Source organism: Streptomyces sp. 8L (assembly GCF_020176795.1).
In the GTDB taxonomy this organism is placed as follows: Bacteria; Actinomycetota; Actinomycetes; order Streptomycetales; family Streptomycetaceae; genus Streptomyces.
Window position 1 is genome coordinate 19942 of the sequence record NZ_JAIUKE010000030.1, and the last position, 13241, is coordinate 33182.

12 protein-coding genes are annotated in these 13241 nt (G+C 72.3%); 5 read left to right on the top strand and 7 right to left on the bottom strand.

The window, feature by feature from the left end; translation table 11 throughout:
* Window positions 1-88 precede the first annotated feature (88 nt).
* Window positions 89-751, bottom strand: a complete 663-nt coding sequence (locus LCE31_RS03985) for an NAD(P)-dependent oxidoreductase (RefSeq protein ID WP_225012545.1) — start codon at window positions 749-751, stop codon at window positions 89-91.
* Window positions 752-1049: 298 nt separating this feature from the next.
* Window positions 1050-2270: an aminotransferase class I/II-fold pyridoxal phosphate-dependent enzyme gene (locus tag LCE31_RS03990; protein ID WP_225012546.1), complete on the bottom strand. Its 1221-nt coding sequence runs from the start codon at window positions 2268-2270 to the stop codon at window positions 1050-1052.
* A gap of 14 nt (window positions 2271-2284) precedes the next feature.
* Here LCE31_RS03990 and yczR point away from each other — a divergent pair, with 14 nt between their 5' ends.
* Window positions 2285-3685 carry a MocR-like transcription factor YczR gene (gene yczR / locus LCE31_RS03995; RefSeq protein WP_225012547.1) on the top strand — a complete coding sequence of 467 codons (1401 nt, stop codon included), beginning with the start codon at window positions 2285-2287 and terminating at the stop codon, window positions 3683-3685.
* A 449-nt stretch (window positions 3686-4134) separates the two neighbouring features.
* Window positions 4135-5013 carry a cyclase family protein gene (locus tag LCE31_RS04000; protein ID WP_225012548.1) on the top strand — a complete coding sequence of 293 codons (879 nt, stop codon included), beginning with the start codon at window positions 4135-4137 and terminating at the stop codon, window positions 5011-5013.
* A gap of 190 nt (window positions 5014-5203) precedes the next feature.
* Here LCE31_RS04000 and LCE31_RS04005 read toward each other — a convergent pair whose 3' ends face one another.
* The 4 genes from LCE31_RS04005 to LCE31_RS04020 form a co-directional block, all read right to left on the bottom strand.
* Window positions 5204-6667, bottom strand: a complete 1464-nt coding sequence (locus LCE31_RS04005) for an amidase (protein ID WP_225012549.1) — start codon at window positions 6665-6667, stop codon at window positions 5204-5206.
* Between the two features lie 251 nt (window positions 6668-6918).
* Window positions 6919-8157, bottom strand: a complete 1239-nt coding sequence (locus tag LCE31_RS04010) for an MFS transporter (RefSeq protein WP_225012550.1) — start codon at window positions 8155-8157, stop codon at window positions 6919-6921.
* 59 nt (window positions 8158-8216) lie between these two features.
* Entirely contained in the window at window positions 8217-8642 is a 426-nt protein-coding gene (locus LCE31_RS04015) for a RidA family protein (RefSeq protein WP_225012551.1), read from the bottom strand.
* A gap of 269 nt (window positions 8643-8911) precedes the next feature.
* Window positions 8912-9598 carry an HD domain-containing protein gene (locus tag LCE31_RS04020; RefSeq protein ID WP_225012552.1) on the bottom strand — a complete coding sequence of 229 codons (687 nt, stop codon included), beginning with the start codon at window positions 9596-9598 and terminating at the stop codon, window positions 8912-8914.
* A 72-nt stretch (window positions 9599-9670) separates the two neighbouring features.
* Here LCE31_RS04020 and LCE31_RS04025 point away from each other — a divergent pair, with 72 nt between their 5' ends.
* Complete coding sequence (locus tag LCE31_RS04025) at window positions 9671-10615, top strand: GlxA family transcriptional regulator (protein ID WP_225012553.1); 945 nt, start codon at window positions 9671-9673, stop codon at window positions 10613-10615.
* Window positions 10616-10670: 55 nt separating this feature from the next.
* On the opposite strand, the gene LCE31_RS04030 is transcribed toward LCE31_RS04025, so the two are convergent.
* Entirely contained in the window at window positions 10671-10928 is a 258-nt protein-coding gene (locus LCE31_RS04030; protein ID WP_225012554.1) for a hypothetical protein, read from the bottom strand.
* A gap of 308 nt (window positions 10929-11236) precedes the next feature.
* On the opposite strand from LCE31_RS04030, the gene LCE31_RS04035 reads away from it, so the two are divergent.
* Window positions 11237-12520 (top strand): sensor histidine kinase, encoded by a 1284-nt coding sequence (locus tag LCE31_RS04035; RefSeq protein WP_225012555.1) that lies wholly within the window; start codon window positions 11237-11239, stop codon window positions 12518-12520.
* Complete coding sequence (locus tag LCE31_RS04040; protein WP_225012556.1) at window positions 12510-13184, top strand: response regulator; 675 nt, start codon at window positions 12510-12512, stop codon at window positions 13182-13184. The genes LCE31_RS04035 and LCE31_RS04040 overlap by 11 nt, the downstream gene beginning before the upstream one ends.
* Window positions 13185-13241: the final 57 nt, after the last annotated feature.

The following is a 13241-nucleotide window of genomic DNA, read 5'->3' on the forward strand; positions in this document are numbered from 1 at the left end:
GGGTCTCGGGGAGCCGACTCCGCCGTCGTCTCCGTCGCAATGCGATGCGATACCGCACGATACGGCGTGACGCCATGCGCTGCAGGTGTCAGTAGCCCACCGTGAATCGGGTGCCCGGGTGGCGTGGCTGCTCGATCTCGTCGACGGCCGCGACTGCGAAGTCCTCGGTGGAGATGCGGCTCTTGCCGTCCTCGCCCACGATGAGGTCGTCCAGGGCGCTGCGGTACGTGGCGGTCCGGGAACCGGGGCCGACGAGTGCGGAGGGGCTGATGACCGTCCAGCGGACATCGCTGACGGTTCGAAGGTAAGCGAGCGCGTCGCCGTGCGCGTGCATGATCTGCCGCAGGGTCTCCGGCAGCCCCTCGCTGTCCCACAGCGGCTTGCCGTCGGAGGTCCGCAGCGGGCCGGCCCCGCCGACAGAGAGCAGGCGCGGGGCGGCGGCGCCGGGTCCGAGTGCGCGCAGCCCCGCCACCAGTGCCCTCGTGGCGGGTTCGGCCGTCGCGAGGTGGCCCGCCGCGTCGCCGTGTCCACCGCCGACCGCACTGACCACGACGTCCCGGCCGTCCGCGGCGGCGAGGACCGACGAGGGTTCGAGGACGTCTCCTGCGACCACTCTCAGGGACGGGTGGGACGTGGTGAGGCGGGAGGGATCGCGGACCACGGCCAGGACATCATGGCCACGGTCGAGGGCCTCGCCGAGGATGCGGCTGCCGATCATCCCGGTGGCGCCGAAGAGAGCGATCCTTGCCATCTGTACCACTTTCTCCAAGGTGAACTCGTTGCCCGTGTCGGTCCCGTGCCGTCTGGGGAAAGGTCCCGTGCCCGTCGGGGCAAGGGGCAGTTTTTGGAAGTGAACACCCGCCCAACTGGCGGACACGGGACCGTCCATCCTTCCACGCGTGCTCAAGCTGCGATTCGCGGGGCCGACGCCTCAGGTCGGGGCGCGCGTCCGTCCGGCCCCTGTGCTCCACGCCGTGGGAGGAGAGGTCGGGGAGGCGGCGCGGGTGGAGCGGTCCCCGGTTGCCGGGGAGGCCGTGAGCGTGCCCGGGTTACACCGCCGCGTTCGCGGACAGCTCTCCGGGCCGCGAGGTCGCCAGCGCGGCGGCCAGTGCGTCGAGTCCCTCGGGCAGGTCGGTCCTGCCCAGGCCGATGCGGAGGTGTTCCCCGGTGCTCGGTATGACCGACGACGGGACGGTGAAGATGCCGTGGCGGGTGGCCAGGGCCTCGGCTGCCCGGTGGGCGTCGTCCCGCAGGAGCCGAGGGTAGGCGGTGGTGCCCGCCCGGGTGGGCACCCAGTCGAACCAGTCGGTGTGCTGCGTGAGGAAGTCCTCAAGCAGGGCGCGGTTGGCCGTGACGATGCTCCGCGCCCGGCCGAGGAGCGTGGCGCGGGCCCGCAGGGCGACGAGGGCCAGGATCTCGCTGGGCGCGCTGTTGTTCAGGGTGGTCCAGGAGCGGAACTCGCGCAGCCGCCGCCGGTATCCGGCATCGGTGCTGACGACCCAGCCGATCCGGAGCCCGGCGAGCCCGTACGCCTTCGAGAGTCCGCTGACCGTGACGGCGTGCGGACCGAGCTCGACTCCGGACGGCGGGGTGGTCCCGGGTTCTTCGAGCCCTCGGTAGACCTCGTCGACCAGCAGGCGCGCGCCCAGCGACTCGGCGAGGGCGGCGAGTGCGCGTACCTGCTCGGATGACGGCAGGGCGCCGGTCGGATTGTTGGGCGCGTTGAGGATGAGCAGCCGGGTGGTGGGGCGGCAGGCGGACCGCACCCGGTCCACGTCCAGCGCCCACCCGTCCTCGCTCCTGAGGTCGACCTGGTCCGCCTCGGCGCCCACTACCGCCGGAAGGCCGGTCAGGAGCTGGTAGGCCGGGCCGACGACCACGGCGTGGTCACCTGGGTCCAGTGCCGCGCCGACCGCGGCGAGCACCGCCTCGGTCGTCCCCGCGAAGACGTGGACGCTCTCCGCCCCGGCGCCGGGGTGGAGCCGGGCGACCTCGGCCCGCAGCAGCGGATGCCCGAGGGAGTGTGAGTAACCCAGTGTGAGCGAGTCCCACAGTGCCCGGGTCTCCTCGTCGCGCAGGGACAGGAGTTGGTCGAGAGCGAGTCCCTCGACGTCGGAGCTTGCGATGTTGTACCGGCAGTGCGACCGGTACCGGTCGATCCAGTCCTCCAGCATGAAGTCCGGCAGGCGCATCGGCGCGTCCCTCCTCGGGTCGGGGATCTCGTGCAGCCATGCTGGACGGAATGGCCTGTTGCTCGTCAGGCCATTCAAGGGAGAATGGTCTGATGGCACTGCCCGATCGACTCGTCGGCTGGCTCACCCCGTATCTGGCCGGAAGGCCGGTGACGCACGGTCTGGCCGAGGGTCTGCGCGCTCTCGTCCTGGACGGACGGCTCCTGCCGGAGGTCCGGCTGCCGTCCGAGCGTGCGCTGGCCGAGGCGCTGGGGCTGTCCCGGGCCACCGTGACCAGCGCGTTCGACGTGCTGCGCGGTGAGGGCCTGCTGCGCAGCAGGCCGGGCGACGGCACCCGGATCGTGCTGCCGTCCCACCGGCCGTCCGCGGACGAGGACGGCGCGGCGCGACAGGGGGACGCCATCGACCTGACCGCGGCCGTGCTGCCGGCCGGGGCCGCCGTGGACGAGGCCATGCGGCACGCCGCCGCCCGGCTGTCCCCCCATCTGACCGGCTCGGGGGTGCACCCCGCCGGGCTGGACGAGCTGCGCGCGGTGGTCGCCGACCGCTACACCCGGCGGGGCCTGCCCACCACGGGTGAGCAGGTGCTGATCACCTCGGGCGCGCTGCACGGCTGGAACCTGCTGCTGGGTGCCGTGGCGTCGCCCGGCGCGCACGTCCTCGTCGAGCAGCCGACGTACCCCTCGGTCATCGACGCGGTGCTCGCCCACCGGCTGCGTCCGCTGCCGCTGCCGGTCGACGAGGACGGCTGGGACGTCGCACAGCTCAGCGGCAACCGCGCCGCACTGGCGCACCTGACCTTCGACGGCCACAACCCCACCGGGCGGTGGGCGTCGGACGCCGAGCGCGGCGCGGTGCTCGCCGCACTCCCGCGCTCGGTGCTCGCGGTCTGCGACGAGACCCTGGTGGACTTCCCCCACGAGGCCGTCACCGGCACACCGACAGCGGCGCTGACCGACCGGACCGTGGTCACCCTGGGGTCGACGAGCAAGACCTTCTGGCCCGGCCTGCGGGTGGGCTGGCTCTGCGGGCCGGTCGGACTCATCAGCCGGATCTCGGCCGTCCGCACCGGCGTCGACCTCGGTCCCCCGGTGGTCGACCAGCTCGCCGCCCGGTACCTGCTCGACCGTGCCGACCGGCTCCTGCCCGCGCGCCGCAGGATGGTCGCCGCCCGCCGCAGCGCATTGCTCGAAGCGCTCGATGCGGCCGGCTGGCCCCACCAGCGACCACGGGGCGGCCTCTCGGTGTGGGTGGACCTCGGTGGGATCTCCAGCACCGACCTCGCCAGGCTTGCACCCCAGCACGGCGTACGCGTCACCCCGGGGCCCCGGTTCACCGTCACGGGAACCCACGACCGGTACCTCAGGCTGCCCTTCGTCCTCCCTCCCGCCACACTGGCCAACGCGGTCCGCCGGCTCTCCGAAGCGGCCACCAGGGCAGGACGCGCGAGGCGGCCCAACCGACAGGCGCCGTACAGCTCCTGGGTCGTGTGAGGACATCATCGTGGGTCGTGTGAGGAGGTCAGACCGTGCTGGGTCAGGCCGTGCTGGGGCAGACCGTACGAGGTCGGACCATACAAGTTCGGACCGTACGGAGTCGGACCGTACGGGGTCGGACCGTACGAGGAGGGGCCATACGGGGAGGGGCCGCCGCCCGTGGTGTCCTCCAGGCCCGACGCCGACGAGGCGGCGTCCTCCCGCGAGTTGGCACTTCTGCCTCTCGTGTGCAGGGTGGGACGGAGCGAGGCGCGGGCCGACCCCGTATGCGGAAAGGAAGCCAGTGGCAGAAGAGAGGGCGGGCCGGGGCAGCCTGGCGCAACGGGACGACGCGGCGTCGCGCCCCCTCTGTCCGAGGCCGACAGCACCCGCTCCGACACCTTCTGCGCCTCGATCAGCCGGACACCGGACACCGGACACCGGACAAGCGAGAGAAAGCGGCGCACGTGAGTACTCCAGCCCAACCCGAACTGCCCGACAACTGGGGCCGGTGGGGTCCCGACGACGAACTGGGCACGCTGAACCTGATCACCGAGGCGGTGCGGGCGCAGGCCGCGGCGGAGGTGCGGACCGGCCGGTGGGTCTCGCTGGCCCAGCCGGTCGTACCGACCCCGATCATCAGCGGCCCCCTCGCACCCGCGACGGTGGACGTGTCGCCCGTGCAGCAGATGATGTCGTACACCGGAGTCAGTACGGCCGCCGATCTGACGCTGATACAGAACCACCATGCGAAGTCGACCCACATCGACGCGCTGGCGCACTGGTCGACCGACGGCGAGGTCTACCCCGGCCGCCCCAGGGACCAGGTCATCACGCCCGGAGGCGTCACGTTCGCCTCGACAGCGGCCTTCGCCGCCGGAATCGTGACGCGCGGAGTCCTGCTCGACCTGGCCGCAGACGAGCCCGTACCGGCCGGGTACGCGGTGACATCGCGCGATCTGGAGCAGGCCGAGGAACGACAGGGGGTCCAGGTACGCTCGGGCGACGCCCTGGCGATCCGCTTCAGCTGGCACACGCTTCCGGCCGCCGGCACACCGACACCGGGCATCAGCCTCGACGCGGTGCGGTGGATGCACCACCGCGAGGTCTCCGTCTACACCGGCGACTGGGGCGACGCCTTCCCTCCGCTCGACCCGGCCGGTCCGTCCCCGCTGCACGGCGTCGCACTCGGGCGGATGGCGATGCCCCTGATCGACTGCTCACAGCTCGACGATCTCGCTTCCGTGTGCGCGGAGTTGGGGCGCTACAGCTTCCTGCTCGTCGTCGCCCCGCCCCGCGTGCACGGCCTGACCGGGAGCCCGGTCAACCCCATCGCCCTGTTCTGACGGCGCAGGGAGCCGCTACCGGGCCGCGTCCCGCGAAGCACCGTCGGACCGTCGGACGGACTCAAGGAGCAGTGGAGCGCCGACGGAGACGGCCCGGCCCGCCGCCCCGACGGAGACGGGCCACGCCACGTGCCCCGGCGGCCGGGGCGCGTGGCGGCCGTGTGCCACGCGCCCCGACCGTACGGTGCGTTCAGTCGAAGGACGGCGGGTGCTGTCCCGACCAGGGAGCGGCCTGTTCGAGTTGGGAGGCCAGCCGGATCAGTACGTCCTCCCGTCCGTAGGCGGCGACGAGCTGCACACCGATCGGCAGCCCGTCGTCGCTGCGGTACAGCGGGAGGGAGATGGCGGGCTGGCCGGTGACGTTGAACGGCACCGTGAAGGCGATGCCCCCGCTCACGGCGGCCACCAGTTCCTCGGGGCTCTGCGCCGTGGGCGCGAGTTCGCCCAGCGCCGCGGGCGGCGTGGGCAGTGTCGGCGTGAGCAGCACGTCGACCTCCTCGTCCCACAGTCCTGCCACGCCGCGCGCCCAGCGCTGCCACGCCTGGGTGGCGGAGAGCCACTGCGCGGCCGTGACCGAGCGGCCCATCTCGGCCAGCATCCCGTTCATCGGTTCGAGGTCCGCCGGTTCGAGGCGCTCGCCGACGCGCTTTGACCACTGGTCGAGTTCCCAGGCCAGGACCGCCGCGAACAGCGGTACCAGCGCCTCGAAGAGGGCCGGGTCGTCCAGGCAGGGGGCGCTCGTCGGCTCGACGCGGTGGCCGAGCGTTTCGAGCAGGCGGGCCGCGTGCTCGACCGCCGCCACGCAGTCCTTGTGGGCCGGTTCCGTCGCACCCGGCGGGGTCGTACGGAATCCGATCCGCAGGACGCCGGGATCGGCGCCGACCTCCTCGCGGTAGGGCCGCAGGGCGGGTGGCGCGGTGTACGGGTCGCCGGAGGCGGGCCCCGCCGTCGCGTCCAGCACGGCCGCGGTGTCGCGGACCGACCTGGTCAGCACGTGCTCGTGCGTCACAGGACCCCAGTACTCGCCGTACGCGGGGCCCAGGGTGGTACGCGCCCGAGAGGGCTTGAGGCCGACGATTCCGCAGGCGCTGGCGGGCATCCGGATCGAGCCCGCCATGTCGTTGCCGTGTGCCACCGCGACCATGCCCGCGGCCACCGCGGCCGCCGATCCACCGCTCGACCCACCGGGTGAGCGGGTGAGGTCCCAGGGGTTCCTGGTCGCCCCGTGCGCGAGCGGTTCCGTGGTGATGCTGGTGGCCAGTTCGGGAAGGTTCGTCTTTCCGCAGAACACGAATCCGGCCGAGCGGAACCGGGCCGCGAGGGCGGAGTCCTCGGGGGCGCGCCAGTCCCGGTCCCGCAGCGCGCGCATTCCGCCGTAGGCGGGATCGCCCGCGGTGAGGCAGAGGAAGTCCTTGAGCAGCATGGGCACTCCGCGGAAGGGGCCGTCCGGGAGTCCGGCCGATCCCGCCGCGGCGAGAGCCTTCTCGAACAGGGGCGTGACCACGGCGTTGAGTCTGCGGTCGAGCCGCTCGATGCGCCCGATCGCCGCCTCGACGAGTTCCGTCGGGGACAGCACCTTGCGGCGGATCAGGTCGGCCTGCGCCGTCGCGTCCAGCCATGCGAGTTCATCCCCGGGTATCGAACTTCCCGTCATTCCCGCCCCTTCAGAAGGTGGTTGCGCTGCCTGTGCCGGCGATGACGCCGGACATGTCGAGAGGTCCCGTCACGTCACGTCTCGTCATGTCTCGCTTCCCCTCGTTTCATCTCGTCATGTCCGGTCCGGCGCCCGCCCTCAAGCCTCGCGTCGCACCGTCATATCCGCGAGCGAGGAAAACGCCAACATGCGCAAGGATCATGCCGTGGCCGGCCGGACGAAGCACGCGGGCTCCGCCCGGCCCCGGCCCCTCAGCCCGGTGTGTCCCGGCAGCCGGCCGGCGCCGGTGCCTTCAGACGCAGCAGGGCGATCAGCGTCATGGCGGCGAGCGCCACCACGAACCACGCGTAGTCGCGTGTCGCGGCCGCGAGGCCGCCGCCGTGCACGACGAGGACTCCGGCGATGACGGCGGGCAGTCCCATGCCCAGGTAGCAGACCACATAGACCGCCGAGAGAACACCGGCGCGCTCGTGCTCCGCGACCAGGGGCACGACGGTACGCATCCCTCCCTGGAACCCGGCTCCGAAGCCGACCCCGGACACGAGCGTACCGGCGAAGAACCCGCCGAACGAGGAGAGTTGGACGGCCGTGAGGGTCCCGAGCGAGCCCAGCACGAGCAGGGTGATGCCGAGGAACATCAGGGTCCTGGGCGGCGTTCGCCCGAGCGAGACGACGGTGGCGGAGGAGACCACGGTCAGGACGAACAGGCCGAGGCCTCCGATCACGGCGGAGTCCGAGCCCGAGAGTTCGCGGGCCAGCGCCGGGGCGAGCGAGCCGTAGAAACCACCGAGCGACCACACCGCGAACAACACCGGGGCCACCGCGAGCAGCGGGCCGCGCAGGCGTCGCGGCACCGCGAGTTCGGGCACGAGGGAGAAGCGCAGCCCGGGCGCCCGGCCCCCGGTGTCGGGCAGTACGGCGACCCCGGCGGCCTGAAGGGCGAAGACACCGATGAACACGAGGTAGACGAGGTGGGTGGGGGCCGGCAGGTACTGGACGACCAGACCTGACAGCAGTGCGCCGACGCCGGACCCCAGCCCAGGGGCGACGGCGTTGGCACGGGTGCCGCGCTCGCGGTCGATGTCCAGCATCGCCGCGCCCAGCGCGCCCAGGGCGCCGCCGGTGGCGATGCCTTGCAGCACCCGCCCGGCGATCAGCGCCCCGACGCCGCCGGCCTCGCTGAACACCACCATGGCGATGGCCTGAAGGGCCAGCGCGGCCAGCAGCACGGGCCGGCGGCCGAGGTGGCCGGACGCACGGCCCAGCACGAGCAGGGCGGCCAGGACGACGACGGCGTACACACCGAAGACGACGGTGGTGGTGATCGGGGAGAAGTGCCACCGGGCCGCGTAGAGGGCGTAGACCGGCGTCGGCGCGCTCGACGCGGCGAGGAACGAGACGATGATCGAAGCGAACAGCGCCAGGCCGGCGGGGCCGCCCGCACGCCGGACGGTCGGGGGGACGTCACTCGGTGGCGTCGTGGTCTTCATGACACACCTCACGGCACTGCTCCGGGGCCCGGGGCCCCCCCGGGCCCCGGGGCGGCGCTCTATCGGGCCGCGCCGTCGGGGTAGGCGGCGGTGGCCTGGATCTCGACAAGCAGTTCAGGACTGGCGAGGCCGCTGACGCCGATGATCGTCCAGGCCGGGTAGGGGGCCTTGACGAGGCGCTGCTTGGCGGCGAGGAAGCCGTCCATGTTCTCGCGGATGTCGACGTGGTAGCTGGTCACGTCGACCAGGTCGCCGAGGCCGAGGTTCTCCAGCCGGAGGATCTCCTCAAGGCGCCGGATGGCGAGCTCGGTCTGCTCCTCGGCGCTCTGGCCGGGGACGCCGTCGGGGCGGCGGCCGATCTGGCCCGAGATGAACAGGTGCCCGTGCGAACGGATCGCGGGGGCGTGGCCGAAGCGCGCGAAGGCGCTGGTGGTGCCTCCGAAGACCGGCGAGTTGTCGGGGACTTCTACGGGGTGGATGGGCATGGCGGTGTGTCCTTGTCTCTGGTGTCTGTGTCTCTGGTGTCTGTGCCGGGTTCGAGCGCCGGCATGTGTGCGGACTTGCGAATGGGCGTCAGCGTCGGCTTGCGTGCCCGCTTGCGAATCGGCTTGTGCGCGAGTCGGCTTGTGCGCCGGCCTGCGAATGGACGTGCGTACCGGCATACGTGCCGACGTGCGTACCGGCGTACGTGCCGACTTGCTTGCCGGCTTCCGAATCGGCTTCGTCGGCCGGGTGAAGGACCGGGCGGGGCCGGTCAGTTGCCCCACCGGGAGGAGCTGCAAACGTGCTCCATCCGGGTCCGGCCGTAGGCCTCGCGTTCGCGCAGGAATTCACCGGGTAGCGCGTAACGCGGGCCGTTCTTGGGGTTCTTGGCGGCTTGCGCGACGATCGCGTCGGTGAGCGAGCGGATCATCTCCAGCCGCGGGTAGGCGGCGTGGACGACGTCGGCCTGCTCGTCGCTGAGGGCCTCGGCGTGGGTGTTGCCCATCGGGCCGCCGAAGTCCAGCGCGACGCCTTCGCGTACGAGCACGCACAGCGTCCCGCGGCGTTCCGCGATGCCCGAGGAGGTGTGCAGGGCGATGGCCTGCCAGACCTCGTCGGCGTCCGCCTCGGACCGTCCGTGTGCGACGAGGAACGCGGCGGCCCGGTCGGCGCCCTCGACCTCGAACCGCTGGGTGTGCGGGCCGTCCGGCGCCACGCCGAGGTCGTGCATCGTGCACGCCGCGAACAGCAGGTCGTCTTCGTAGTCCCGCCCCTCGGCCAGTTCGAGGCGCGCGGCCACGAGCCGGGCGAACAGGTAGGTGCGGATGCTGTGGTTGAACACCGAGGGCGATTCCACCGGCTTGATCAGTTGTACGACGGCACCGGTGAGCGGTGTGTCGGGCAGCGCGATCAGGTCGGCGGCCGCCCCGGGCGCCAGGCTGCGAGTCGGTCCTGTCATGCCCACCAGGCTGGCACGCACCGCCCTGACCAGGTGAGTGGCAACCTTGACAGTTATCGATAGGATATTGCCATGACGACACACCGAGTCGCGATCCTGGCGTTGGACGGTGTCACTCCGCTCGACCTGGCGATCCCGTCGCAGATCTTCAACACCCGCCCCGAAACCCCCTACGAGACGACCGTGTGCGGGCTCGGCTCCAAGGTGATGACCTCGACCGGCTTCTCCCTCGTGACGGAGGGTGGACTGGATCACCTACGCGCCGCCGACACCGTGATCGTGCCGGGGTACGAGCCGGGGAGCGAGCCGCTGCTGCGGCCGCCGCAGGAGGTGCTCGACGCGCTGGCCCAGGCGCGCGAGCGGGGCCGGCGCGTGGTGTCGATCTGCACGGGCGCCATCGCGCTGGCCGCGGCGGGCATCCTGGACGGACTGCACGCCACGACCCACTGGCTGCACATCGACGAGCTCGAACGGAGCTTCCCCTCCGTCACGGTCGACCGCGACGTGCTCTACGTGGACGAGGGGGACGTGCTCACATCGGCCGGTGTGTGCTGCGGCATCGATCTGTGCCTGCACCTCGTGCGCCGCGACCTGGGGGCGGACGTGGCCAACCGGATCGCCCGCAGCCTGGTGGCCGCGCCACACCGCGACGGCGGGCAGGCCCAGTACATCCCGGCTCCGGTCACCGAGGCCGGGGACACGTCCCTCTCCGGGACCCGGAGTTGGGCGCTGCGCCACCTGGACGAGCCGCTCACGCTCCAGGTGCTCGCCCGGCACAGTGGCGTCTCACCCCGTACCTTCATGCGCCGGTTCGCCACGGAGACGGGCACCACACCGCTCCAGTGGCTGCTGGGCGCCCGCCTCGGCAAGGCGCGCGAACTGCTGGAGACGACGGATCACTCGGTGGACCAGGTGGCCAGGGAATGCGGCCTCGGCACGGCGGCGAACCTGCGTCTGCACTTCCGGCGGGCCCTCGGCACGACCCCCACTGCCTACCGGCGCGCTTTCACCCGTTGACAGGGCTCGCGCGCCGGCGGCGTCGGATGTGGCCGGGCGCCGCGTCCGTCCCCACTCACGAGCGACCAGGCCATTCGGACGACGATGGCCTGATGCCGTCCGGCGGACGAACCCCGCGCAGCGCGTGCGTGGCCAGGAGGCCGGCGCTGAGCGCTGTCACGATGCCGCAGCCCAGATGGGTGCCGGTGTGCGAACCGCCGAAGGACGCCGCGAGGTTGATGGCCGTGCTGACGCCTACGATGATCCACAGAACGGACCGGTAGGCGCTGCGGCGGCTTGGCTGCGGCGACGACGGGGATACGTAGTCGGTCATGGTGTAGTCCTCTCGGATCGGGTGGTCGAAGACACACGTGACGCTATCGACCGGTCTTGGCACCGGACGATCCCGCGGACTGGCCAACCACAGGTACCGGGGACTGCCCGGCCGTTGGTACAGCAGGCTGTACCGTTTCGCGGACGTTCTCGTCGGGCCGCCCGGAACCCTTGCGGCACAGGAAGCGGAAGCGATCGCGGAAGGGCGGAAGGGCGGAAGGGCGGAGGGAGCGAAGAGGTGGAGGGAGCGGAGAGGTGGAGGGAACAGGGGGTGGAGGCCGGGGAGCGGTCGAGGGAAGGGAGGCAGGGATGACGACGGGGACGGTGCGCCGCACACCGCGCCTGCGCGGAGCGAAGGAGACCAGCACCGCGGTGCTCAGAGCCGCCGGGAGCTCGACCGGTGAGCTGGCGGGCGCCCTGAGCACCGCGCTTCCCGCGCTCGTGCTGCTCGTTCTGCTGCTGCTCACGGCTGTGTTGTCGCTCGTCGGCATCGGCCTGCCCGCGGTGCGCCCCGCGCTGGGCGTGCTGCACGCCCTGGCCCGGCGCGAACGCCGACGGCTGGCCCGCAGGGGCCACGACATCATCGCGCCGGACCCGCCGCCCAGGCACGCACGCGCCGGGCTCGTCCATCCCACCACCCGGCGCGAGATGCGCTGGCTGATCCAACACGCCTCCGCCGGGCTGCTGTTGGCGCTGACGGGCATCGCCCTTCCCATCCTCGCCGTACGCGACACGGCCTTTCCGCTGTACTGGCGGTTCGCCCCGAAGGACACCACCGCCGCCTCCATCGGCATCGGCACCGCGCACACCTGGCTGGACGCGATCGCCGTCTCCCTGCTCGGGATCGGCTGGATCGCCCTGATCCTGGGAGCCACCCCCGTGCTCGCCCGGCTCCAGGCGAAGCCCGCCCTGCGCCTCCTCGCCGCCGATCCCGACACCGACGACCTCTCCGCCAGAATCCTCGAACTGACCGCGTCCAGGGCCGCCGCCCTGGACGCGCACGCCGCCGAACTGCGCCGTATCGAGCGCGCACTTCACGACGGCAGCCAGAACCGGCTGATCTCCGTCACCGTCCTGCTCGGCGCGGCCCGCCGCCGGCTGGCCCGCGAGCCGGACCACGCGGCCGAGGTTGTCGACCTCCTGGAGCGCGCGCACTCCGCCGCCGAACAGGCCCTGGCCGAGCTGCGCGGCGTCTCCCGCAGCATTCTTCCCCCGGTACTCGAGGCCCAGGGCCTCGCCGGAGCCCTGACAGGGCTGGCCGCCGACTGCGCGGTGCCCTGCCGTACGGATGTCGATGTCCCCACCCGGTGCGCCGTCTCCGCGGAGGCGACCGCCTACTTCGTGGTGGCGGAGGCCCTGACGAACATCGCGAAGCACAGCGGTGCGCAGCGGGCCGCCGTGAGTGTACGGGGCGACGGCGCACACTTGCGCCTCACCATCACCGACGACGGCCGGGGCGGCGCCGACGAGGGCGGCGGCTCCGGCCTCACCGGCATCCGCCGCAGGGTGGAGGCACACGACGGAACACTCAGCCTGGCCAGCCCCGCCGGCGGCCCGACAACCCTTGAGGTGGTACTTCCCTGTGGCCAGTGAACCGCGGATCGTGATCGCCGAGGACGACCCGCTGCTGCGCGAAGGCCTGGCCCTGCTCCTGCGGGCCGAGTCGATCGAGGTGGTCGCCGCGGCCGGCACCCCCGAGGCGGCGCTCGCCGCCATCGACGAACACCGGCCGGACGTCGCCATCTTCGACGTACGGATGCCGCCCACGCACACCGACGAGGGCATCCGGGCGGCCGTCGAGGCGAGGCGCCGCCAGCCCGAACTGGCGATCCTGGTGCTGTCCGCCTACGTGGAGCAGAGCTTCGCCACCGAGCTGCTCGGCGACGGCGTGGGCCGGGTGGGCTATCTGCTCAAGGAACGGGTGGGCCGGGTCGAGGAGTTCCTCGACGCACTGCACCGGGTGGCCGCGGGCGGCACCGCGATCGATCCGGAGATCGTCGCGCAGCTCTTCACCAGGTCCCACCGCGACGCACGCCTGGAACGGCTCACCCCGCGAGAGCGGCACGTACTCGGCCTCATGGCGGAGGGGCTCGGAAACGGCGCGATCGCGAGACAACTCGTGGTCACGGAGGGCGCCGTCCACAAACACATCCGCAGCATCTTCGCCAAGCTGGACCTCTCCCCCACCGACCACGTGGACCGGAGGGTGACCGCCGTACTCAGGTATCTGGAGGGCGCCCGGCCGAGGGCGAGGTAGAGGCAGAGGCACGGGCGTAAGGCAGAGGCAGGGGTAGAGCCTGCTGTACCGTGCTTC